Raw genomic sequence first — 20622 nt, 5'->3', positions numbered from 1 at the left:
CGGTACGCCGCCATGCCGGTATGTGAGACGGAGATCTCGGTATGCGAGACGCCTATGCGTGCCGGAGGCGGGTACTCGCACGCCATGGATACGAACCTGTCGGAACAGATCGCACGGGTCGTCCGCGAGACCCTCAAGGACGGACTGCGCGAACAGACCAGGAAGCAACGCCGCACCGCGCGCCTCTACACCGCCGCCGCGGCCGCCGCGCTGTACGGAGGCGCGGCGGTCGCCGCCTTCCTCGTACTCGTGCTGGACATCGCCCTGCCCGCGTGGGCGGCCGCACTCGTCGCCGGAATCCTGCTGACCGGGCTGGCCGTCGTGCTCAAGCAGCAGGCGGGCCGCCCCGGCAGCGGTACCCACGACGCCGAGCTCGGCGCCCCCGCCGTGCCGCCCGTCGTCCCGCCGAGCGGCACACCCTTCGGCACCCCGCCCGTCCCGCCGGCGCCCCCGGCCGCCCCGGCATCCGGCGACCCCGACGCGCCTCGGCGCCCCGCCTGACTCCCGGGCGGAGACGTGCGGTTGCGGGAGGGGGGGGCGCGTCATGTCCCCAGTACCTGCGGCAGCACCTTGGTGCGGTAGAAGTCGAAGAACCCGCGCTGGTCGGGGCCGATCTGGTTCACGTACGCCCGGTCGAACCCGGCGTCGGCGTACGCCAGCAGTCCGCGCACGTGCGCGTCGGTGTCGTCGCCGCAGACCACGTTCGAGGCGACCATGTCCTCGGTGACCAGGGTCGAGGCCTGCTCGAAGTGGCGTGGTGCCGGCAGGACTTGGCCGAGCTCGCCGGGCAGCTGGGCGTTCGGCCACAGGCGGTGGACCGTGCGTACCGCCTCGTCGCGGTCCGGTCCGTAACAGACCTTCGTCCCGCCGCTCACCGGCTTGCGGCCGCCGCCTCCCGTGCGGAAGCGGGTCACCGGCTCCTCCTCGGGAGCCATGGTGATCAGGCCGTCGCCGATCCGTGAGGCCAGCGACATGGCCTTGGCGCCGAACGCGGAGATGTCGATCGGGACATGCTCGTCCGGCACGGTGTACAGCCGCGCGTTCTCCACCGTGTAGTGCTTGCCCTCGTGGCTGACCTCGTTGCCGTCGAAGAGGCTGCGGATGAGCTGTACGGCCTCCTCCAGCATCTCCAGCCGCACCCGCGTGCTCGGCCACGCGCCGCCCAGGATGTGCTCGTTGAGCGCCTCACCGGTGCCCACGCCCAGCCGGAACCTGCCGTCGCCGAGCTGTACGGCCGCCGTGGCCGCCGCCTGAGCCACCACGGCCGGGTGGATGCGTACGGTCGGGCAGGTGACCGCCGTCTGCACCGGCAGCGAGACTGCCTCAGACAGGGCGCCGATCACCGACCAGACGAAGGGGCTCTGCCCCTGTTCCTCGTTCCACGGGTGGTAGTGGTCGGAGATCCACAGCGCCTGGAAGCCGGCCTGCTCGGCCATCCGCGCCTGTTCGACAAGGTCGGCGGGGCCGAACTCCTCGGTCGACAGGAAGTATCCGTACTCGGTCATGAGGGGCGCCTCCCGGGCGAGCGGTTGCTGTGCGGCGGGTAACCCGCGCGTTCGCCGGGAAACCCGCGCCACCCCGTGTTTGCACCCCGGGGACAGGGGCACCGGGAAGGTCCACCGCAACCGCCCCGCCTACGAGGTGAACGCAGTGACCCGTAACCGTCCCCGCATCGTCATCGTCGGAGCGGGTTTCGCCGGCCACCAGGCCGCGAAGACCCTCTCCCGGCAGCTCAGGGACAACGCCGAGATCGTCCTCCTCAACCCCACCGACTACTTCCTCTACCTCCCCCTCCTGCCACAGGTCGCCGCCGGCATCCTCGAACCGCGCCGCGTCACGGTGTCGCTGCCCGCGACGCTTCCGCGCGTACGGCTGGTCCTCGGCGAGGCGGACCACATCGACCTGGCGGCCCGGCGCGTGCACTACACCGGGCCCGAGGACGACAGGGGTGAGCTGGAGTACGACCGGCTCGTGCTCGCCGTCGGCAGCGTCAACAAGCTGCTGCCGGTTCCCGGCGTCGCCGAGCACGCCCATGGTTTCCGCGGCCTGCCCGAGGCCCTCTACCTGCGCGACCACGTGACCCGCCAGATCGAACTGGCCGCCGCCGCCGGCGACCCGGACGAGTGCGCCGCGCGCTGCACCTTCGTCGTCGTCGGCGCCGGCTACACCGGGACCGAGGTCGCCGCCCAGGGCCAGATGTTCACCGACGCCCTCGTCCGCAAGCAGCGCGCCTGGCGGCACGCCGGGCACAAGCCGCGCTGGCTGCTCCTCGACATCGCGCCGCGCGTCCTGCCCGAGCTGGACCGGCGCCTGTCACGGACGGCCGACAAGGTGCTGCGGGGGCGCGGAGTCGACGTACGGACGGAGACCTCCGTCAAGGAGGCCACCCGCGAAGGGGTCCTGCTCGACGACGGGGAGTTCGTCGACACGAAGACGCTGGTCTGGTGCGTCGGCGTACGCCCCGATCCGCTGGTCTCCGAGGTCGGCCTGCCCGTCGAGCGCGGGCGGCTGCTCGTCGAGCCGACGCTCGAAGTGCCCGGCCATCCGGAGGTCTTCGCCTGCGGTGACGCGGCGGCCGTGCCCGACCTCACCAGGCCGGGGGAGTTCACGCCGATGACCGCCCAGCACGCCGCCCGGCAGGGAAAGGTGGCGGGCCGCAATGTCGCCGCCTCCCTCGGGCACGGGGAGCGGCAGCGGTACAAGCACAACGACCTGGGGTTCGTCGTGGACCTCGGCGGGGTCAAGGCCGCCGCCAACCCGCTCGGCGTGCCCCTGTCCGGCCCCGTCGCGGGCGCGGTCACGCGCGGCTACCACCTCGCCGCCATGCCCGGCAACCGGGTGCGGGTCGCCGCCGACTGGGTGCTCGACGCCGTACTGCCGCGTCAGGCCGTGCAGCTGGGGCTCGTACGGTCCTGGTCCGTCCCGCTCGACACGTCGTCACCGGAACTGGCCAGGGTCCCCGGACCGCGCGGCCGGGCGCAGCAAAGTGAACCCGACCGATGACCACAAGGAGTGACCACAGGGAGTGACATGGACAGCGAACAGCTCATCCAGCTCGGGCAGCAGCTGAGGGTGGACGCGGTACGGGCCGCCGACGCCGCGCAGTCGGGCCATCCGACGTCGTCGATGTCGGCGGCGGACCTGGCGGCCGTACTCCTCGGCGGGCACCTGCGCTACGACTTCGGCCGCCCCGACCATCCCGGCAACGACCGGCTGATCCTCTCGAAGGGCCACGCGTCCCCGCTGCTGTACGCCATGTACCGGGCGGCCGGCGCCATCGACGACGAGGAACTCCTCACCTACCGGCGGCGCGGCAGCCGCCTCGAAGGGCACCCCACGCCCAGGCTCCCCTGGGTGGACGTGGCGACGGGCTCGCTCGGGCAGGGCCTGCCGGTCGGCGTCGGAGTGGCGCTCGCGGGCAAGCGGCTGGACCGGGTCCCGTACCGCGTGTGGGTGCTCAGCGGTGACAGCGAGATGGCCGAGGGATCGGTGTGGGAGGCCGTCGAGCACGCGGCCCACGAGCACCTCGACAACCTCACCCTGGTCATCGACGTCAACCGGCTCGGACAGCGCGGCCCCACCCGCCAGGAGTGGGACCTGGGGGCCTACAGCCGCCGGCTGCACGCTTTCGGCTGGCACACCATCGAGGTCGACGGCCACGACGTCGAGGCCGTCGACACCGCCTTCAACGAGGCGCGCTCGACCACGGGCCGGCCCACCGCGGTCATCGCGCGCACCCGCAAGGGGCGCGGTGTCGCCGCCGTGGAGGACAAGGAAGGCATGCACGGCAAGCCGCTGAAGGACGCCGGGAGCGCGATCGAGGAGCTCGGCGGCCCCCGGTTCGCCCACGTGGAGGTGGGAAAGCCGGCCGCCGCGCGCATCTCCGCTCTGCTCGCCGCCCGTAACGGCAAGCTGAAGCTGCCGGGCTACGAGAAGGGCGACGAGGTCGCCACCCGCAACGCCTACGGAGAGGCGCTCGCCGCGCTCGGGGCCGCGCGCGGCGACATCGTGGCCCTCGACGGCGAGGTGAGCGACTCGACCCGGTCGCAGTTCTTCGCCAAGGAGCACCCGGACCGGTTCTTCGAGTGCTACATCGCCGAACAGCAACTGGTCGCGGCGGCGGTCGGGATGCAGACACGCGGTTACGTCCCGTACGCCTCGACCTTCGCCGCGTTCCTGACCCGCGCGCACGACTTCGTACGCATGGCGGCGGTCAGCAGGGCCGGCATCAACCTGGTCGGGTCGCACGCCGGAGTCGCCATCGGTGAGGACGGCCCCTCCCAGATGGGACTCGAAGACCTCGCGCTCTTCCGCGCCGTACACGGCAGCACCGTCCTGTACCCCTGCGACGCCAACCAGACCGCCAAGCTCGTCGCCGCGATGGCGGAGGGCGAAGCGCAGAGCCGCGGCGTGCGCTACCTGCGCACCAGCCGGGGCGCCACCCCCGTCATCTACGGGCCCGACGAGGAGTTCCCCGTCGGCGGCAGCAAGCTGCTGCGCTCCGGCGACGACGACCAACTGACCCTGCTCGCAGCGGGCGTGACGGTCCATGAGGCGCTGCGCGCCGCGGACCTGCTGGCGCAGGACGGCGTGCCGGTGAGGGTCGTCGACCTGTACTCGGTCAAGCCCGTCGACGAGCGCGCCGTGCAGGAGGCGGCGGAACGCACCGGCTGCCTGGTGACGGTGGAGGACCACCACCCGCAGGGCGGCCTGGGCGACGCGGTCGCCGAGGTGTTCTCCGACGGACGGCCCGTGCCGCGACTGGTCCGCCTGGCCGTGGGGAACATGCCCGGCTCGGCCACGGAGCAGGAACAGCTGAGCGCCTCGGGGATCGACGCCGACTCGATCGCGGCCGCCGTGAAGCTGCTGGCGGAGAAGGTGATCGTACGGTGAGAGCGCGGCGGGGAGTGGGTGGCGGGATGCCCTGAACATCCCGCCACCCTCCCCGCGCCGTGCGGGCCCGCCGGGAGCGGGCCCGCTTGTCGTGCTGGTGGCGGTCGCAGTGCGTACGACGCCGAGAGAGCCCAGGAGAGAGACGATGAGCGACACCACGACCGTCAGGGCCGGGCACCGCACGGTGACTGTCCACCGCCCGGACAAGGTCCTCTTCCCCGACTGCGGCCTCACCAAAGCCGATGTCGTCGGCTACTACCGGCGGGTGGCGGCGTTCATGGTGCCCCAGTTGCGCGACCGGCCCCTGATGCTGGAACGCCGGCCCGACGGCACCGAAGGCCCGCGCTTCATGCAGAAGGACACCCCCGAGCACTACCCCGACTGGGTACGCCGGGTGCGGGTCCCCAAGGAGGGCGGCACCGTCACGCACACCGTGTGCGACAACAGCGCCACCCTCGTCTTCCTGGCCGACCAGGCGTGCCTCACGCTCCACCGCTGGCTCTCCCGGGCCGACCGCGTCGACTGGCCCGACCGGCTGGTCTTCGACCTCGACCCGCCCGGTGACGACTTCCCGGCGGTACGGGAGGCGGCGCACCGGCTCGGTGAACTCCTCGACCAGCTACGCGGAGACACTCGCCGCGCGCCACCCGGACGAACTGACCACGGCCGTACGCAAGGACGCCCGCGGCGACCGGCTCTTCCTGGACACCGGGCGCAACGCCTACGCCCAGACGGCCGTCGCCCCCTGGTCGCTCCGCCCCGAGGAAGGCGCCCCGGTCGCCGCGCCCCTCTCCTGGGAGCAGCTCGACGACAAGGAACTCACCGCCCGGAGCTGGTCGTTGACGGACCCCGACGGCGTACTGGAACAGGCCCGCGCGAACCCCTGGGCGGGCGTCTCCTCCAGGGGCCGCGCGCTGGGCCCGGCGCGCAGGCGCCTGCGCGCCCTGCGCTGACCGAACCCGCACGGTTTCGAACGACATTCGGGCGTCGGGAGTTTGGACCCGACGCCACGGGTTACCCGATGTCGGAGGCTGCAATGGCAAATACATCCGGAAAGTCAGATACGTCCGAAGCATCCGAGAACAAGCCGAAGAACGACCAGAGTTCACCGAGCAAGACACAGAGCAACAAGACACAGAGCAACAAGACACAGAGCAACAAGACACAGAGCAACAAGACGGAAAGTCTGCCGGGCCCGATGGATGTGCTGCGCGGAGCGCGGGCACAACTGGCGGAGCTCACCGGCATGGAGGCCGAATCGGTCTCGTCCTTCGAACGCATGGAGGACGACGGCTGGATGTTGCGGATCGAGGTGCTCGAACTGGCCCGGGTCCCCGACACGATGAGCCTTCTCGCGTCGTACGAAGTCACCCTCGACGCCTACGGGGCGCTCACCGGCTACCGGCGCGTCCGCCGCTACGAGCGCGGCAGGGCAGACCGTTCATAAACTCCCAGACTCCCACACTAAGGAGGGCCGGTCGGCATGACCGTAGTCCCGGCACAGCAAGGTGGAGGCGGCGGCGGTACCAGCGGCCTCTACGACGTCCTGGAGCTCGTCCTCGACCGGGGGCTCGTCATCGACGCATTCGTCCGTGTCTCCCTGGTCGGCATCGAGATCCTCAAGATCGACATCCGGGTCGTGGTGGCGAGCGTCGACACGTACCTGCGCTTCGCGGAGGCCTGTAACCGCCTCGACCTCGAAACCGGCGCCAACAAGAGCCCCGGCCTCCCCGAGATCGTCGGCGAGGTCACCGAGTCCGGCGCCAAGGGCAAGTCCAAGGGTGCGCTGTCCGGCGCCGCCGAGACCATCTCGGACGCGTTCCAGCAGGTCCGCGGCGGCGGTGACGAGCAGTCCGAGTCCAAGCCGCGCGCCCGGCGCAGCACCACGTCCCGCCGGAAGGAGGAGCAGGAGTGAGTACGTACGTCTACGGCATCGCACGCGGCGACCACCCGGAACTGCCCCAGCCGACGAACGGGGTCGGTGACCCGCCGATGCCCGTACGCGCCCTCAGGACCGGCGAGCTGACCGCCCTGGTGAGCGACGCGCCCCAGGATTTGCGGCCCAAGCGGCGCGATCTGCTGGCCCACCAGACCGTGCTCGCGGAGGCCGGCGCGGTGGGCGCCGTGCTGCCGATGCGCTTCGGGAGCCTGTCGACCGACGACGAGTCGGTACGCACGGTGCTCGCCGAACGCGAGAAGCACTACCTGGAGCGGCTCGACGCGCTCGACAAGAAGGTCGAGTACAACGTGAAGGCCTCGCACGACGAGGAGGCCGTCCTCCACCAGGTCCTCGCGGACGACGCCGAGCTGCGGGCGCTCAGCGAAGCCAACCAGGCGGCCGGCGGAGGCACGTACGAGCAGAAGCTGCGGCTCGGTGAACGTGTCGTGGCGGCGGTGCAGCAGCGCGAACAGCGCGACGGCGAACTGGTGCGCCAGGCTCTGGAGGGGGCGGCGGGAGCCGTCAGTCCGGGGCCCGAGAGCAGCGGCTGGCTGGCGAATGTCTCCTTCCTCGTCGACCGCGACCGCACAGCGGACTTCGTGGAGGCGGTGGACGCCCTGCGCAAGGAGCACCCCCATCTCGTGCTCCAGGTGAACGGCCCGCTGCCGCCCTACAGCTTCGTGGAGTGACGGGACGATGGGTCTCCTGGGAGAGCTGCTTCTCCTGCCGCTGGCCCCTGTCCGCGGCACCTCATGGGTGCTGCGGCAGGTGGTCACGGAGGCGGAACGGCAGTACTACGACCCGTCGGCCATCCAGCGCGAACTCGCTGCCTTGGAGCGCCAATTGGAGGCCGGAGAGATCGACGAGGCCGAATTCGACCGCCGTGAGGACGAACTCCTGGACCGGCTGGAGAAGAGGAACCCCACGACATGAACGACAGGCCGGCCGATGACCCCGCAAAGGGCGCCGTCACCGCGGAAAGCGGAATCCGGGGCCGCCGATGACGACGCCGAACAGACTTCCCGACGCGTACGCCTCCAATGGAAGCGCGAATCTCGCCGACATTCTTGAGCGCGTACTGGACAAGGGTGTCGTCATCGCGGGAGACATCAAGATCAATCTCCTCGACATCGAACTTCTCACCATCAAACTGCGCCTCGTCGTCGCCTCTGTCGACAAGGCGAAGGAAATGGGCATCGACTGGTGGGAGGACGACCCGTCCCTCTCCACCGGCGCCCGTCGCCGTGAACTCGCCGAGGAGAACGAGCGGTTGCAGCGGCGCATCGCCGACCTGGAGGCGGCGCCCGCACTCGCAGAGCGCAAGGACGACGAGGCATGAACGAACTGCGCTACGTGTACGCGGTCACCCGGCCCTTCGACGGTGTCCTCCCCGAGGGCGTGTGCGGCCTCGACGGTGAGCCGCCCCGGCTGCTGCATCACGGCGACCTCGTCGCCGTGGTCAGCCCGGTACCTGCCGAGGACTTCGCCGAGGCGCCGCTCAAGGAGCACCTGGAGAACCTGGACTGGCTCACCGCCACGGCCCGCGTCCACGAGGCCGTCATCGGCGCCATGACCACCGTCACCTGCCCGGTGCCGCTGCGCCTGGCCACGGTGTGCCGGGACGACAGCGGCGTACGCAGGCTGCTCGACGCGGGCCACGACCGGTTCGTACAGACGCTGGAGCGGCTGGACGGACGGGTCGAGTGGGGCGTCAAGGTGTACGCCGATCCCGAGCCGGACCCGAGCCCTCAGCCCGAGCCGTCCGGGGCGCCGCAGGCGGCGCCGGCCGCCGCCCCCGCGTCCGGCCGGGACTACCTGCGCCGACGCCTCAGCATGCGCCAGGCGCGCGAGAGCGTCTGGGAGCGCGCCGACGCCCTGTCGCGCACGCTCCACGCGGAACTCTCCCAGCGCGCACAAGCCGCCGCCCTGCACCGCCCACAGGACTCCCGGCTTTCCGAGGCGCGGGGACAGAACGTCCTCAACGCGGCGTATCTGGTGCCACGGGAGCACAGCGAGGAGTTCGTGGCGGAGGTCCGCCGACTCGCGCCGGAGGACCGGGGCGTACGGGTGGAACTCACCGGCCCCTGGGCCCCGTACTCCTTCGCAGGGCAGGAAGAGGCAGGGGCAGCCCGATGACGGCGCAGCAGACCACCGGCGCGGGCCCCCTCGCCCAGCGCCAGCTCGCCCTCGTGGACCTGCTGGACCGGCTGCTGGCCGGCGGCGTCGTGATCACGGGCGACCTGACCCTCCGTATCGCCGACGTCGACCTCGTACGGGTCGACCTCAACGCCCTCATCAGCTCCGTCAACGTCAACGTGCCGTCCCCGTTCGAGGAGGAGGAGTCCCTGTGACCACCGAAACCACCGAAGGGCGCCGCCGTGTTGAGCTTGACGCCGACACCGTCGAACGCGACCTCGTCAAGCTCGTCCTGACGGTCGTGGAGCTGCTGCGCCAGCTGATGGAACGCCAGGCGCTGCGCCGCGTGGAGACCGGGGATCTCAGCGAGGAGCAGGAGGAGCGGATCGGTATGACACTGATGCTCCTGGAGGACCGGATGGACGTCCTGCGCACCCGGTTCGGTCTCGAACCCGAAGACCTCAACATCGACCTGGGGCCCCTGGGACCGCTGCTGCCCAAAGGTGAATAGAAAAGGGGCGGCGGCCCGAAGGCCGCCGCCCCGCTCATCTCGCCTCTCCTACCACCGGTACCAACGCGACCTGCCTCCCGAGGCCGAAGTGCTTCGCATCAGGAACCCGAGGAGCCAGATGACCAGGACCGCGATGGCGACGTACCAGAGCACCTTCACCGCGAAACCGGCACCGAAGAGAATCAGTGCGAGAAGAAGAACCAGAAGAATAGGAACCATTGTGTGTACCTCCTGATCTCCGAGTGCCCGCATTACGTCCTTATACACTGCCTACACTGAGAGCCGATGTGACCGGAAAGTCCGACCGCAAGACCCGGATTACCGTCCTGGTGGCACTTGCCGCCAATCTCGTCATCGCCGCCGCGAAAACAGTCGGCGGACTCGCATCGGGATCGCCCGCCCTGCTCTCCGAGGCCGCGCACTCCGTCGCGGACAGCGTCAACGAGGTCTTCCTGCTCGCGTCCCTGCGCCGCAGCCGTCGGCCGGCCGACCGGAAGCACCCCTTCGGATACGGCAAGGAGCGCTACTTCTGGGCGCTGCTCGCCGCCGTCGGCATCTTCGTCATGGGCGGCTGCTTCTCCTTCTTCCAGGGCTTCCAAGCCCTCGGCGGAGCCACCGGCAAGGAGTCGCACACCGGTTACGTCGCCGGGCTCGCCGTCCTCGGCGTCGCCCTGCTCGCCGAGGGCGCGTCCCTGGTCCGCGCCCTCTACCAGGCGCGGCGCCAGCCGGGGGCCGGGCTGGGCAAGGACCCCGCCCTGCGCACAGTTGTCGCGGAGGACGGCACCGCCGTCGTCGGCGTGCTCCTCGCAGCGGCCGGCATGGGACTCCACATGGTGACCGGGAACGTCGTGTACGAAGTCGTCGCGTCCTTCTCCATCGGCCTGCTGCTCGTGTACGTCGCCTACCGGCTCGGCCGGGACGCCAGGGCCCAGCTCGTCGGAGAGGCCGCCGACCCCGAACTGCGCGCGGACATCCGCGCGCTCATCGAGGCCCAGCCGGAGATCGACAACGTCGCCGAGCTGCTGACGATGCAGCTCGGGCTCGAATCGCTCCTGGTGGCGGCCCGCGTCGACCTGATGCCGGGCCTGGACAGCGAGGAGGTGGAACTCGTCTGCGTACGCATCAAGCGTTCCGTGAGGAAGACCTGGCCGCGAGCCGACCAGGTCTTCCTCGATGTCACGGAGGCCCCTTCCGACGGCCCTTCCGAAGTGCCTTCCCAGGCCGCTACAAAGGAAGCGGACGGTATACGGTGAGCGCCTCGTCGGCCTTGTCGATGACGAACTCCTGCGGAGCCTCGGCCACTTCGCCGTCGTAGGCGAGCAGCGTGCCCGGCGCCAGGCCAGAGATCCACACCCGGCGCAGCCGCTGGGCCGCGTGCACGGGAGAGCGGCTCAGCGGCCCGGCGAGCGCCGCGGCCAGCAGCCGCAGGCCGGGCAGCCGCCCACCGTGCACCACGCGTACGTCAAGCAGCCCGTCGGCCAGGTTGTGCCGCCGGCCGGGGGTCGGGCCGAAGCGCTGGTACATGCCGTTGCCGGCGAACAGCATCCACAACTTGCGGTGGCGGCCCTTGTGTTCCCCGATGTTCGCCTCCAGCGGCCGCTCGGCGCGCAGCACTTCGGCCGCCGCCAGCACGCCGGCGGGCCAGCCGCCGATGCGCGGGGCCCAGTGTTCCCTGATCCGTACGAGTTCGGGATAGACGCCCAGGCTGAAGGTGTTGAGGAAATAGCCCGGCTCCCCGCCGGGCCCCGGCCCCGGCGTGAACCGGCCCAGGTCCACCTTGACCGCGTCACCGGACGCCAGGGCCCGGCAGGTGTCGTCGACTTCCTCGATGCCCAGGTCGTACGCGAAATGATTGAGCGTGCCGCCGGGGAACACGGCGAGCGGTACCTGATGACGGGCGGCGATGACCGCGGCCTCGTTCACCGTGCCGTCCCCGCCGCAGATTCCGAGCGCCCGGCCCTGCTGCGCGGCCTTCTCCAGCTCGGCCGACAGCTCGTCGGGCTCGCACTCGACGACCTCGGCCCGTGGCAGGGCGTCCCGCACCATCGCCGCCTTTGCGGCCGAGGAACCGGACCGCTTGTTGGCGACGACGATCAGGCCCTGGCCGTCGGGCAGAGCGGGCGCTTCGGTGTACGGCCTCCCCGGTGCCGGGATCTGCGCCCGCGTGGGTACGAGTCCGCGCACCGCGAACGCCGCTCCGATGCCCAGCGCCGCGCCTGCCAGTACATCGCTCGGATAGTGCGCGCCGGTATAGATGCGGGAGAAGGCCACCGATGCCGCGACCGGCGCCACGACCGCCCCCCACCCCTTGGACTCCAGCGCGACACCGGTGGCGAAGGCGGCGGCGGAGGCCGAATGGCCGGAGGGGAAGGAGGTCGTGATCGGCTGGCGCTTGAGCTGCCGGATCAGCGGCACCGCGTCCAGGACGGGCCGCACCCGGCGTACCGAACGCTTCCCCACGGTATTGACGGTCAGTGAGGCCAGTGCGAGCGAGGCGGCCCCGCGCAGGGCGGCCCGGCGGGCGCGGGTGCTGCCGCCGATGGCCGCTATCCCGGCGGCCGTACCGAACCACAGCAGACCGTGGTTCGCCCCATGGCTGAGACGCGGCAGGACGCGGTCGGCGCCCGGCCAGTGATGGGTGGCCACGCCATGGAAGAGCGCCCGGTCACGGGCGCTCAGCCAGGCGGCGATCCGCCCCGGCGCCCGGGGCGGGACATGCGCGCGTGCTGAATACGCAGAAGACATGGCACGCGAGTACCCGGCGCGAAGCCTTCCGAATCAACGCCACGCCCGCCGGGCCCTCCGGCCCGGCTACGCCCCCGCCGTTACGTCCCGTCCGGCCGCGCCCACCGCAGCAGTGCCCCGAGGCCGCCCGCCGGCCCGGCGTCCGGGGCGGTGTGGTCGGAGGGCGGGACCCTGATCGCCTCGGCGCCGGTCATGGCCGCCGAGCGCAGCAGCGCGTCGTCGGCGCGGGCGGTGTGCGGCTCGCCCTCACTGAGGTAGCGCGCGTCCGTGCGGCGTACCGCCAACTGGTGGGGCTCGCCGCCCACCCACACCTCACGGCCGGCGTCCGGCCCGGCGGGGTCCACCAGCAGTTCCGAGATCCGGTGTTCGCGCGCCGCGTCCACGAGCGCCGGCACCCCTTCGGCCGCGACGACGATCCCGCCGTCCGCCGACGGGTTGCGTGCCGACCGGAAGCGCTCCAGCTCGGCGGCGGCCCGCCGGCGCGCGTGCTCCTGCCGGGCGCGTTCCACGTCCTCGTCCAGCAGCCGGGAGTCCGCCCCGGCCGACCGGCCCCCGTGGTCCGTCTCGACGGTCAGCGGCTGAAGCCGTTGCGGAAGGGCGTCGTGTACGGCGCGACGCTCGCGCTCGTCGCCCGCCAGGACCACCAGACCCGCCCGGCTCTCCTCCTGACAGGCACTCAGCGCCCCGGCGGTGTCGCGGGCGTTCCGCTCCCACGTGTTCTCGACACTCCGCTGGAAGTGGCGCTCGGACCAGTCGTCGCTCGCGGTGCGGTGCACCGGCCAGTCCTCGCCGTGGATCTGTCCGGCGGGACGGCTGCCGAGGGTGGTGCGCAACTCGAAGTCGGCGCCCTTGCAGTCGATGTACGCGACCAGGCACACCGGCTCCTCACCCGCGAGACCGAGCAGCGGACCGACCCGCGGCAGCACGGACCAGCTCGTCACAGGGGCCGGCGGGCGGGCCGCCAGCGCCGGGTCCAGCACCACCGCGCCGCCCCGCGCGAAGACGGCGCGGCCCGCGGGCGCCGAGCCGTGGGTGTACGAGGCCAGGGCGTCGTACACCGCGTACCCCGTCGCCTCGTCCGCGCCCTGCTCCAGCAGGTCGCGGCAGGCCTGGCGGGCGTGGAGCTCGCGCCGTTCCGGTGTGGCCTCGTCGACGGTCGACGTGTCGGCGTAGACGGAAGCCCACGGGCCGGGACGTTCGTACAGTGGGGTGAGGAATGAGAGGTCCATTTCTCCCTCCGGGATGTCTGGTAGGACGTGCACGCCGGGTACCCGAAGGTGAACCATGAACACTATGGACTCGAACCTGAATCCGCTCCTCACGCGCCACAGCGAAGCGCTCGCCCTCTTCGGCGGTCACGTGCACGCGGTACGCGAGGACCAGTGGCAGGCACCGACCCCCTGCACCGACTGGTCGGTGCGCGATCTCGTGAACCACCTGACGGTGGAACAGCTGTGGGTGCCCCCGCTGGTGACGGAGCAGCGCACGACCGAGGAGGGCGCCGACGGCGCTTTCGGCTTCGACCCCGACGGCGACGCGCTGGGCGACGACCCGGTGGCCGTCTGGGACCGGGCGGCGGCGGGCGCACGCGAGGCGTTCACGGAGCCGGGGGCGCTGGAGCGGACCGTGCAGCTCTCGTACGGGGAGACCCCGTGCTCGGCGTACTGCTCGCAGATGGTGGCCGACCTGGTGGTGCACGCCTGGGACCTGGCGCGGGCGATCGGCGCGGACGAGCGGCTGCCCGACGACCTGGTGAACTTCGCGGTGCGTGAAGTGGGGCCGTACTCCGCCGAGCTGGAGAAGAGCGGTCTGTTCGCCGCTCCGGTGGAGCCGCCCCCCGGGGCCGACGTACAGACCAAGCTGCTCTCGCTGCTGGGGCGCCGCGTCTGACGCCCGCGCCATGCCACCGGGCCCCGCCCCGGCCCGGACCCGCCGGGGTCGGGCCAGGGCTGGGGCTGGGGGGCTAGGGCTTGGCCGCCCGGGCGAACTCCTCGGTGAAGGCGGCGCAGAACGCCTTGAGGTCGCCCGGCTTGCGGCTGGTGATCAGGGTGGCGGGGGTCGCGTCACAGACCTTCACCTGTTCGTCGACCCAGGTGCCGCCCGCGTTGCGGATGTCGGTACAGAGACTGGGCCACGAGGTCAGGGTCCTGCCGCGTACGACGTCCGCCTCGACGAGCGTCCAGGGGCCGTGGCAGATGGACGCGACCGGCTTGCCCGCGTCGAAGAAGGCGCGTACGAACGCCACGGCCTTCTCGTCCATGCGCAGGAAGTCCGGGTTGGCGACGCCACCGGGAAGCACCAGGCCGCCGTACTCGTCGACGGACGCGTCGCCGACCATTTGGTCGACGGGGAAGGTGTCCGCCTTGTCGAGGTGCTTGAACGCCTGGATCCTGCCCGGCTTCGTGGAGATCAGCCGGGGTGTGTCACCCGTGTCGGTCACCGCCTGCCAGGGCTCGGTGAGTTCGACCTGCTCGACGCCTTCCGGCGCCACGAGAAACGCGATCCGCATCGTGCTCCTTCCCTGGAACTGCGTTCCGTGCTGTTGTGCTGTCTCATGCCGTGCTGTCTGTGCCGTGCCGCCGGTGCCTCAGGCGCCGGTGCCGGGGCCCGCGCTGGGCGCTGCCCGGCTGATGTCGGCGAGCGCAGACTGCGGGTCCTGGAACTCCGCGAGATCGCCGATGCTGACCACACCGAGAGGCAGGCCGTCCTCGACGACGGGAAGCCGCCTTATGGCGTGCTGGCGCATCAGGGTGACGGCCGTCGACACCTCGTCGTCCGGTCCGACGCACACCGGCGCCGGGGTGCATACGGACTGGGCGCTGACTGTGAGGGGATCGACGCCGTCCGCGACCGCGCGCAACGCGATGTCCCGGTCGGTGAGCACACCGATCAGCTGGTTGTCCCGCGCCACCAGCACATCACCGATGTCCTGCGCGCGCATCAGCTGCGCCGCTTCGACGAGCGAGGCATCGGGCCGTACGGCTGCGACACCTGCCGTCATGACTTCCCTCACGAACTGAGCCATGGCTGTCCGCCTCATCTCTTCACTCGCGTCTTCATTCACGTCTTCGCTCGCGCTGTCGGCTACGGCGCGGGTACCCGTGGCGCGGGCGGCAAACATTCGCCGACCAGTGGTGTTTGAGCCCCCTCGCGCGGGGGACTCGGTGCGCGGCTGAGCGGCCACTTGGGAAAAGGGATGAGTCTCCGGGCGCGTCCCGCACCGCTTCGAACGGCGGCGGTGCGGGACGCGCCCGGAGCGTTCCCCTGCCCGAAACCGTTGCTTCCAGGGGGTTTGCGCACCGCCGTGCTGGTGACCCGGCAACAAGGCCGTCCCAAGGAAGGACAGGGCCATGGTGGGTTTAGCCGTGCTGATCCCAGTATTCATTCCGGTTTTCATGCTGGGCGTGATCATCGCGCTCGGCCGCTACGAGGAATTCATCCTGCCGACAGCGGCAGCGACAGAGGCGAAGGGCAATCGCCATCGCCATCGCCGGACAGGCCCGGTGGTGAGCCCGTCCGGCGAATGAGGTTCCAGGGCCGGAGGCGGCGGAGTTCTCAGTCGTCCGCGCCCGGCCTGGGGCTGCCCGGCAGGAACTCCTGGAGCTTCGACTTCAGGCCCTGCTTCATCACCGCGGCCCCTTCCGCGTCGCCCTTCAGCAGCGCCGAGGCCGTGGCCTCGATCTGGTCCCACGTCGCGTGGGGCGGGATCGGCGGCACCGACGGGTCGGTGACGAAGTCCAGTACCACCGGCCCCTGCGCCTCCAGCGCGGTCCGCCACGCGCTCTCCACCTGCTCCGGCTTCTCCACCCGGATCCCGGTGAGGCCGATCGACCGCGCGAATTCCGCGTACGACACATCGGGGATGGACTGCGACGGGAGGAACGACGGGGCGCCGCCCATCGCCCGCAGCTCCCAGGTCACCTGGTTCAGGTCCCGGTTGTTCCAGACGGCGACCACCAGCCGCGGGTCCTCCCACAGGTGCCGGTACTTCGCGACCGAGATCAGCTCCGCCATGCCGTTCATCTGCATCGCCCCGTCACCGACGAGCGCGATCGCGGGACGGTTCGGATGCGCGAACTTCGCCCCGATCGCGTACGGCACACCGCACCCCATCGTGGCCAGCGTCCCCGAAAGCGTCGCCCGCATGTCGCCGCGCAGCCGCACATGGCGCGCGTACCAGTTGGTCGCCGACCCCGAGTCCGCCGTCACCATCGCGTGGTCCGGCAGCAGCGGTGACAGGGCCGCCGCCACGTACTCCGGATTGACCGGGTCGGCGGACAGGGCGGCCCGCCGCTCCATGATCTCCGTCCACCGCTCGACGCCCGCGCAGATCTCGTCGAACCAGTCCCGCGCTTCGTTGCGCCGCAGCAGCGGGATCAGCTCGCGCAGCGTCGCCCGCGCGTCGCCGACGAGGTTCACCTCGTACGGATAGCGCATCCCGATCATGTGCGGATCGATGTCGATCTGCACGGCCCGCGCCTTGCCGAACTCGGGCAGGAACTGCGAGTACGGGAAGCTGGAGCCGATGGTCAGCAGCGTGTCGCAGTCCCGCATCATCTCGTACGACGGACGGGTGCCGAGCAGCCCGATGGAGCCCGTGACGTACGGCAGCTCGTCGGACAGCACGTCCTTGCCGAGCAGCGCCTTCGCGACGCCCGCCCCCAGCAGTTCCGCGATCTCCTGGACCTCCGCGCGCGCCCCCGCCGCACCCTGGCCCGCCAGGATCGCCACCTTGTCGCCGGCGTTGAGGACGTCGGCCGCCCGCCGCAGCGCGTCCGGCGAGGGCATCGCGGTCCAGCTGCTGCGGTCCAGGCTGGAGGGGACCATCTTGAAGGCGTGCGGCGGCGGCGTGTACTCCAGCTCCTGGACGTCCGCCGGCACGATGACGGCGGTGGGACAGCGCCGGGCGTACGCCGTACGGATCGCCCGGTCCAGTACGTTCGGCAGCTGCTCCGGCACGGTCACCGTCTCGACGAAGTCGGAGGCGACGTCCTTGAACAGCGAGTGCAGATCGACCTCCTGCTGGTACGAGCCGCCCATCGCGCTGCGCGCGGTCTGCCCGACGATGGCCAGCACCGGCACATGGTCGAGCTTGGCGTCGTACAGGCCGTTGAGGAGGTGGATCGCGCCGGGACCGGACGTCGCGGCGCACACACCGAGCCGGTTGCCGAACTTCGCGTACCCGACCGCTTCGAACGCGGACATCTCCTCGTGCCGGGACTGGATGAAACGCGGCTGGTCGTCGGCGCGTCCCCAGGCCGCCAGCAGGCCGTTGATGCCGTCACCCGGATAGCCGAAGACACACTCGACTCCCCACTCGCGCAGGCGCGACAGGATCCGGTCGGCGACGTCGGTGCTCATATGAGGGCCTCCTACGGGGCGGTGCGGGTGGACAAAGGCAGCACTCTGCCGAGTACCAGGCAGGCGGTGATGGAAACCGGCCGCCCGCGAAACCCGACCCGTTTGGGGTCCATGAGCGGGGGCACGTGCTCCATGTGCTTCGGACCGGAGGCACGTCCGTGGGAGCGGCAGTCTTGCGCTCCGGGCGTGTCACGTCCCTGGAGCCCCGGCAAACCCTCCCCGCGGTGATAACCGTCCGACGTCTGCACCGTTCAGGGAGTTGCAACGAAGATGCGTACCACCACAGTCCGCAGGACACACCCGCACCACGACGCCCCCGACACCACCGAGGCCTTCCGACGCCTGTGTGCCATGCCCGAGGGCGAGGAGCGGGACGTGCTGCGCCAGGAGATCGTGAACGCCTGGCTGCCGATGGCCGACCGGCTCGCGGGCCGGTTCCGCAACCGCGGCGAGGCCATCGAGGACCTGCGCCAGGTGGCCGCGCTCGGCCTGGTCAAGGCAGTCGACCGGTACGACCCGGACCACGGTTCGGCCTTCGAGAGCTACGCCGTGCCGACCATCACCGGCGAGATCAAGCGCCACTTCCGCGACCACATGTGGACCCTCCACGTGCCGCGTCGCGTCCAGGACCTCCGCAACCGCGTCCGCGCCGCCAGCCAGGAGCTGTCCGCCACCGTCTCGGGCCATGCCCCCACCGTCGCGGAGATCGCCGAGAAGGCCGGCATGACGGAGGAGGAGGCCCTCACCGGCCTTGAGGCGCTCGACTCCTTCACCGCGCTGTCCCTCGACGCCCAGCTGCCGGGTACGGGCGACGGGTACTCACTCAGCGACGCCCTCGGCGGCCCCGACGGCGCACTCGACGTCGTCGTCGACCGCGAGGCCGTCAAGCCGGCCCTGAACAGGCTCCCCGAGCGCGAGAAGAAGATCCTCTACATGCGCTTCTTCCGCGACATGACGCAGAGCAGCATCGCCGAGGACCTCGGGCTCTCCCAGATGCACGTCTCCCGGCTGATCAGCCGCTGCTGTACCCGCCTGCGCGACGAGGCTCTGCGGGACGCCGCATAGCGAGCGCCGCGTGGCGCGACATCAGGTCCATGACCTGGCCCTCCGCCATGGAGAACGCCCTGCGGGCGCCCGTACGGAACAGGGTGAGCACTCCCTGTACGGGTCCGGTGGTCCCGCCGTCGCCCGGCGCCGTCAGCGGCACGCACAGCAGTGAGGTGACGTCCGCCCGGACGAGCACCGGATCCCCCGCCGGGTCGTGACCAAAGCCTTCCGTGTCCTCCGGCCGCACCTGGAGCGTCGCGGAGCCGCCGCGGGCGGCCTCCGTCACCAGCGGGCAGCCGGCCGGGTCCTGCCCGGCCAGTACCTGTACGAGCGCCTCGTCACCCGGACCACCGGGGCCGAGCACGAGCGTGCGCTTGAGGGGCTTTCCGGCGACGGTGTCGGCGATCACCCAGTCGGAGAAACGTTCGTGCAGCACCCGGGCCGCGCCTCCCAGGGCGGCTTCCTGGTCCCCGGGCACGACGGACAGCAGCTCCGTCGTCATCGCGTCGACCAGGTCCAGGAGCTCCGTGTGCCGGGTCGTCTCGGCGAGATCCGGCAGCGCGGGGCGCCGCCGGCCCGCCGCGACGGCGCCCGCGGACCGCGGCTTTCCGTCGGGCGCAGCCGCGCCGGCGGAAACCCCGGTCTGGAAGACGACGAGCACCGCCGGATGCGGCTCGTCCGGCGGGCGCAGCGCGGTGAGGCTGACCAGCAGCCGCTCGTCCGGCCGCTGCTGGAGATGGACGAACAGGCTCCGGTCGCCCTCACCGCGCGCCACGGCCGCGGCCTGTGACCGGAACGCGCCCCGGTCACCGGGGCTCAGGAGCGCCGCCAGCGGGCGCCCGGTCGCGTACCCGGCGCGTACGCCGGTGAGTCCCGTCGCGGCGAAGTTCATCCGCCGTACGACGGTGTCCCTGTCCACCAGGGCGACCGGCATCGGCAGCCGCTGGAACAGGGCCTTGAGCAACTGCCGCTCCTGTCGCTCCTGCCGGTCGGGGGAGGAGGCGTTGGGGGCGGCTGCCTTCAGTTGCTCGTAACGGGGCCACAAGGTGTCGGCCACGTGCCGGAGTTCGAAGAGAGCCGCGTCGAGGACGGCGAGGTGCTCGTCGGGCGGCAGGGCACGCGCTGCCCTCAACTCGCCGACCCGTCTGACGAAATCTGCCAGTTCCGCGCCGAAGTCGTCCGTCTGCGTCATACGAGAAAGCTAACGGGTCCAGCCGTTTGGCGGACCGGGTGGTGGGAAGCCGCACAAGGAAGGGAGGACGCCACCATGCATCCCGAGCAGGAAGTCCATGGACCGGAGCCTGAATCCGCGGTGCGCAGGCTCTCCGAGCTGGCCGAACAGTCCGCACGCTGCGCCCCCGCCAGCTGCGGCGCCGTGGCGACGATAGCCGACGGCGGCACGGAGCGGCGCGCCACGGCGACCCACCCGGATCTGGCCGCACTCGCCTCCCTCCAGCTGGCCGTGGGGGACGGGCCGATCCCGACCGCGATCGACCGCGGCGAGCCCGTGGACGCGCAAGACCTGCTGTATGAGGAGCGGTGGCCCGAGTACCGGGCCCTGGCGCTCGATTCCGGCGTACGGGCCAGTGTGACCATTCCCTTCTGCCGGACCGGCATCGAGGTCACCGTCAGCCTCTACAGTTTCCGCCCCGGCACCCTGGAGCGCGCGGCGTACGGCCCGGTGGGCGTCCTCGGCGAGCAGGTGACCGCCGGTCTGGTCCGTGACCGGCGCTATCGCCAGGCCCTGGCCGAGGTGGACCAGCTGGAGACGGCGCTGCGCTCGCGCACCGTCATCGACCAGGCCTGCGGCATCGTGATGCATGTGCTGTGCTGCGACAGCGGTGAGGCGTTCGCGGTGCTGCGGCAGATCTCGCAGCGGTCGAACCGCAAGCTGGCGGAGGTCGCGGAGGCGGTCGTCGACGGCAAGGGGAGCGGCCTGGAAAGCACCCTGGCCCGGCTCACGCAGCAGCCCTAGTTGTACTGACCCGTG

24 protein-coding genes and 1 pseudogene are annotated in these 20622 nt (G+C 71.3%); 17 read left to right on the top strand and 8 right to left on the bottom strand.

Going from position 1 to position 20622, the window contains the following annotated elements:
* Positions 1-84: 84 nt before the first annotated feature.
* Positions 85-501 (top strand): phage holin family protein, encoded by a 417-nt coding sequence (locus tag J7E91_RS25235; protein ID WP_251016228.1) that lies wholly within the window; start codon positions 85-87, stop codon positions 499-501.
* 41 nt (positions 502-542) lie between these two features.
* On the opposite strand, the gene J7E91_RS25230 is transcribed toward J7E91_RS25235, so the two are convergent.
* Positions 543-1505: a TIGR03557 family F420-dependent LLM class oxidoreductase gene (locus J7E91_RS25230; RefSeq protein WP_214908551.1), complete on the bottom strand. Its 963-nt coding sequence runs from the start codon at positions 1503-1505 to the stop codon at positions 543-545.
* Positions 1506-1650: 145 nt separating this feature from the next.
* On the opposite strand from J7E91_RS25230, the gene J7E91_RS25225 reads away from it, so the two are divergent.
* From J7E91_RS25225 to J7E91_RS25175, 11 genes and pseudogenes are all read left to right on the top strand, one after another.
* Positions 1651-3003, top strand: a complete 1353-nt coding sequence (locus tag J7E91_RS25225) for an NAD(P)/FAD-dependent oxidoreductase (protein ID WP_308377052.1) — start codon at positions 1651-1653, stop codon at positions 3001-3003.
* A gap of 27 nt (positions 3004-3030) precedes the next feature.
* Positions 3031-4893 carry a transketolase gene (locus tag J7E91_RS25220; RefSeq protein WP_214908547.1) on the top strand — a complete coding sequence of 621 codons (1863 nt, stop codon included), beginning with the start codon at positions 3031-3033 and terminating at the stop codon, positions 4891-4893.
* A gap of 145 nt (positions 4894-5038) precedes the next feature.
* A pseudogene (locus J7E91_RS25215) lies at positions 5039-5846 on the top strand (DNA polymerase domain-containing protein).
* A gap of 83 nt (positions 5847-5929) precedes the next feature.
* Positions 5930-6340 (top strand): gas vesicle protein, encoded by a 411-nt coding sequence (gvpO, locus tag J7E91_RS25210; protein WP_214908544.1) that lies wholly within the window; start codon positions 5930-5932, stop codon positions 6338-6340.
* Between the two features lie 36 nt (positions 6341-6376).
* On the top strand, positions 6377-6808 hold the full coding sequence (locus J7E91_RS25205) for a gas vesicle structural protein GvpA (RefSeq protein WP_028813003.1): 432 nt from the start codon (positions 6377-6379) through the stop codon (positions 6806-6808).
* Positions 6805-7521: a GvpL/GvpF family gas vesicle protein gene (locus tag J7E91_RS25200; protein WP_214908542.1), complete on the top strand. Its 717-nt coding sequence runs from the start codon at positions 6805-6807 to the stop codon at positions 7519-7521. Before J7E91_RS25205 ends, J7E91_RS25200 begins: the two co-directional genes overlap by 4 nt.
* A 7-nt stretch (positions 7522-7528) precedes the next feature.
* A complete protein-coding gene (locus tag J7E91_RS25195; RefSeq protein WP_214908540.1) occupies positions 7529-7765 on the top strand; it encodes a gas vesicle protein GvpG in 237 nt (78 codons plus the stop codon).
* 67 nt (positions 7766-7832) lie between these two features.
* Positions 7833-8171: a gas vesicle protein gene (locus tag J7E91_RS25190; RefSeq protein ID WP_214908539.1), complete on the top strand. Its 339-nt coding sequence runs from the start codon at positions 7833-7835 to the stop codon at positions 8169-8171.
* Positions 8168-8968 (top strand): GvpL/GvpF family gas vesicle protein, encoded by an 801-nt coding sequence (locus J7E91_RS25185; RefSeq protein ID WP_214908538.1) that lies wholly within the window; start codon positions 8168-8170, stop codon positions 8966-8968. The genes J7E91_RS25190 and J7E91_RS25185 overlap by 4 nt, the downstream gene beginning before the upstream one ends.
* Positions 8965-9183, top strand: coding sequence for a gas vesicle protein (locus J7E91_RS25180; RefSeq protein ID WP_214908537.1), 219 nt, complete (start codon positions 8965-8967; stop codon positions 9181-9183). The genes J7E91_RS25185 and J7E91_RS25180 overlap by 4 nt, the downstream gene beginning before the upstream one ends.
* A complete protein-coding gene (locus J7E91_RS25175; RefSeq protein ID WP_028813009.1) occupies positions 9180-9479 on the top strand; it encodes a gas vesicle protein K in 300 nt (99 codons plus the stop codon). The genes J7E91_RS25180 and J7E91_RS25175 overlap by 4 nt, the downstream gene beginning before the upstream one ends.
* Positions 9480-9527: 48 nt before the next feature.
* Here J7E91_RS25175 and J7E91_RS25170 read toward each other — a convergent pair whose 3' ends face one another.
* The gene (locus tag J7E91_RS25170; RefSeq protein ID WP_028813010.1) at positions 9528-9698 is read right to left on the bottom strand and encodes a hypothetical protein; all 171 of its coding nucleotides are present in this window, start codon (positions 9696-9698) and stop codon (positions 9528-9530) included.
* Positions 9699-9721: 23 nt separating this feature from the next.
* On the opposite strand from J7E91_RS25170, the gene J7E91_RS25165 reads away from it, so the two are divergent.
* Positions 9722-10732, top strand: coding sequence for a cation diffusion facilitator family transporter (locus tag J7E91_RS25165; RefSeq protein ID WP_374224779.1), 1011 nt, complete (start codon positions 9722-9724; stop codon positions 10730-10732).
* Here J7E91_RS25165 and J7E91_RS25160 read toward each other — a convergent pair.
* Positions 10704-12224 (bottom strand): bifunctional phosphatase PAP2/diacylglycerol kinase family protein, encoded by a 1521-nt coding sequence (locus tag J7E91_RS25160; RefSeq protein ID WP_214908536.1) that lies wholly within the window; start codon positions 12222-12224, stop codon positions 10704-10706. The genes J7E91_RS25165 and J7E91_RS25160 overlap by 29 nt on opposite strands.
* 80 nt (positions 12225-12304) lie before the next feature.
* Positions 12305-13453: a Vms1/Ankzf1 family peptidyl-tRNA hydrolase gene (locus J7E91_RS25155; protein ID WP_214908535.1), complete on the bottom strand. Its 1149-nt coding sequence runs from the start codon at positions 13451-13453 to the stop codon at positions 12305-12307.
* A 55-nt stretch (positions 13454-13508) separates the two neighbouring features.
* Here J7E91_RS25155 and J7E91_RS25150 point away from each other — a divergent pair, with 55 nt between their 5' ends.
* Positions 13509-14114 (top strand): TIGR03086 family metal-binding protein, encoded by a 606-nt coding sequence (locus J7E91_RS25150; protein ID WP_374224778.1) that lies wholly within the window; start codon positions 13509-13511, stop codon positions 14112-14114.
* Positions 14115-14187: 73 nt separating this feature from the next.
* On the opposite strand, the gene J7E91_RS25145 is transcribed toward J7E91_RS25150, so the two are convergent.
* Both J7E91_RS25145 and J7E91_RS25140 read right to left on the bottom strand, forming a co-directional pair.
* Entirely contained in the window at positions 14188-14733 is a 546-nt protein-coding gene (locus J7E91_RS25145) for a type 1 glutamine amidotransferase domain-containing protein (RefSeq protein ID WP_214908530.1), read from the bottom strand.
* A 78-nt stretch (positions 14734-14811) separates the two neighbouring features.
* Positions 14812-15249, bottom strand: coding sequence for a CBS domain-containing protein (locus tag J7E91_RS25140; protein WP_214908529.1), 438 nt, complete (start codon positions 15247-15249; stop codon positions 14812-14814).
* Between the two features lie 325 nt (positions 15250-15574).
* Here J7E91_RS25140 and J7E91_RS25135 point away from each other — a divergent pair, with 325 nt between their 5' ends.
* The gene (locus J7E91_RS25135; RefSeq protein WP_214908781.1) at positions 15575-15751 is read left to right on the top strand and encodes a hypothetical protein; all 177 of its coding nucleotides are present in this window, start codon (positions 15575-15577) and stop codon (positions 15749-15751) included.
* 28 nt (positions 15752-15779) lie between these two features.
* On the opposite strand, the gene J7E91_RS25130 is transcribed toward J7E91_RS25135, so the two are convergent.
* On the bottom strand, positions 15780-17585 hold the full coding sequence (locus J7E91_RS25130) for a thiamine pyrophosphate-requiring protein (RefSeq protein ID WP_214908528.1): 1806 nt from the start codon (positions 17583-17585) through the stop codon (positions 15780-15782).
* A 270-nt stretch (positions 17586-17855) separates the two neighbouring features.
* Here J7E91_RS25130 and J7E91_RS25125 point away from each other — a divergent pair, with 270 nt between their 5' ends.
* Positions 17856-18650, top strand: coding sequence for an RNA polymerase sigma factor SigF (locus J7E91_RS25125; protein ID WP_214908527.1), 795 nt, complete (start codon positions 17856-17858; stop codon positions 18648-18650).
* On the opposite strand, the gene J7E91_RS25120 is transcribed toward J7E91_RS25125, so the two are convergent.
* The gene (locus tag J7E91_RS25120) at positions 18598-19824 is read right to left on the bottom strand and encodes a PAS domain-containing protein (protein WP_214908526.1); all 1227 of its coding nucleotides are present in this window, start codon (positions 19822-19824) and stop codon (positions 18598-18600) included. The two genes, J7E91_RS25125 and J7E91_RS25120, sit on opposite strands and share 53 nt — an antisense overlap.
* A gap of 75 nt (positions 19825-19899) precedes the next feature.
* On the opposite strand from J7E91_RS25120, the gene J7E91_RS25115 reads away from it, so the two are divergent.
* Positions 19900-20607 (top strand): ANTAR domain-containing response regulator, encoded by a 708-nt coding sequence (locus J7E91_RS25115; RefSeq protein ID WP_214908524.1) that lies wholly within the window; start codon positions 19900-19902, stop codon positions 20605-20607.
* The last annotated feature ends 15 nt before the right edge of the window (positions 20608-20622 follow it).

This window comes from Streptomyces sp. ISL-99 (genome assembly GCF_018614005.1).
Classification (GTDB): domain Bacteria; phylum Actinomycetota; class Actinomycetes; order Streptomycetales; family Streptomycetaceae; genus Streptomyces; species Streptomyces flavidovirens.
This window is presented reverse-complemented; position numbering and strand designations above follow the sequence as displayed.

Excerpts from the sequence above, each read along its gene's own strand:
- J7E91_RS25235 (WP_251016228.1), top strand. The coding sequence starts at position 85 with ATGGATACGAACCTGTCGGAACAGATCGCACGGGTCGTCCGCGAGACC.
- J7E91_RS25230 (WP_214908551.1), bottom strand. The coding sequence starts at position 1,505 with ATGACCGAGTACGGATACTTCCTGTCGACCGAGGAGTTCGGCCCCGCC.
- J7E91_RS25220 (WP_214908547.1), top strand. The coding sequence starts at position 3,031 with ATGGACAGCGAACAGCTCATCCAGCTCGGGCAGCAGCTGAGGGTGGAC.
- gvpO (WP_214908544.1), top strand. The coding sequence starts at position 5,930 with ATGGCAAATACATCCGGAAAGTCAGATACGTCCGAAGCATCCGAGAAC.
- J7E91_RS25205 (WP_028813003.1), top strand. The coding sequence starts at position 6,377 with ATGACCGTAGTCCCGGCACAGCAAGGTGGAGGCGGCGGCGGTACCAGC.
- J7E91_RS25195 (WP_214908540.1), top strand. The coding sequence starts at position 7,529 with ATGGGTCTCCTGGGAGAGCTGCTTCTCCTGCCGCTGGCCCCTGTCCGC.
- J7E91_RS25190 (WP_214908539.1), top strand. The coding sequence starts at position 7,833 with ATGACGACGCCGAACAGACTTCCCGACGCGTACGCCTCCAATGGAAGC.
- J7E91_RS25185 (WP_214908538.1), top strand. The coding sequence starts at position 8,168 with ATGAACGAACTGCGCTACGTGTACGCGGTCACCCGGCCCTTCGACGGT.
- J7E91_RS25180 (WP_214908537.1), top strand. The coding sequence starts at position 8,965 with ATGACGGCGCAGCAGACCACCGGCGCGGGCCCCCTCGCCCAGCGCCAG.
- J7E91_RS25170 (WP_028813010.1), bottom strand. The coding sequence starts at position 9,698 with ATGGTTCCTATTCTTCTGGTTCTTCTTCTCGCACTGATTCTCTTCGGT.
- J7E91_RS25160 (WP_214908536.1), bottom strand. The coding sequence starts at position 12,224 with ATGTCTTCTGCGTATTCAGCACGCGCGCATGTCCCGCCCCGGGCGCCG.
- J7E91_RS25155 (WP_214908535.1), bottom strand. The coding sequence starts at position 13,453 with ATGGACCTCTCATTCCTCACCCCACTGTACGAACGTCCCGGCCCGTGG.
- J7E91_RS25150 (WP_374224778.1), top strand. The coding sequence starts at position 13,509 with ATGAACACTATGGACTCGAACCTGAATCCGCTCCTCACGCGCCACAGC.
- J7E91_RS25145 (WP_214908530.1), bottom strand. The coding sequence starts at position 14,733 with ATGCGGATCGCGTTTCTCGTGGCGCCGGAAGGCGTCGAGCAGGTCGAA.
- J7E91_RS25140 (WP_214908529.1), bottom strand. The coding sequence starts at position 15,249 with ATGGCTCAGTTCGTGAGGGAAGTCATGACGGCAGGTGTCGCAGCCGTA.
- J7E91_RS25135 (WP_214908781.1), top strand. The coding sequence starts at position 15,575 with ATGGTGGGTTTAGCCGTGCTGATCCCAGTATTCATTCCGGTTTTCATG.
- J7E91_RS25130 (WP_214908528.1), bottom strand. The coding sequence starts at position 17,585 with ATGAGCACCGACGTCGCCGACCGGATCCTGTCGCGCCTGCGCGAGTGG.
- J7E91_RS25125 (WP_214908527.1), top strand. The coding sequence starts at position 17,856 with ATGCGTACCACCACAGTCCGCAGGACACACCCGCACCACGACGCCCCC.
- J7E91_RS25120 (WP_214908526.1), bottom strand. The coding sequence starts at position 19,824 with ATGACGCAGACGGACGACTTCGGCGCGGAACTGGCAGATTTCGTCAGA.
- J7E91_RS25115 (WP_214908524.1), top strand. The coding sequence starts at position 19,900 with ATGCATCCCGAGCAGGAAGTCCATGGACCGGAGCCTGAATCCGCGGTG.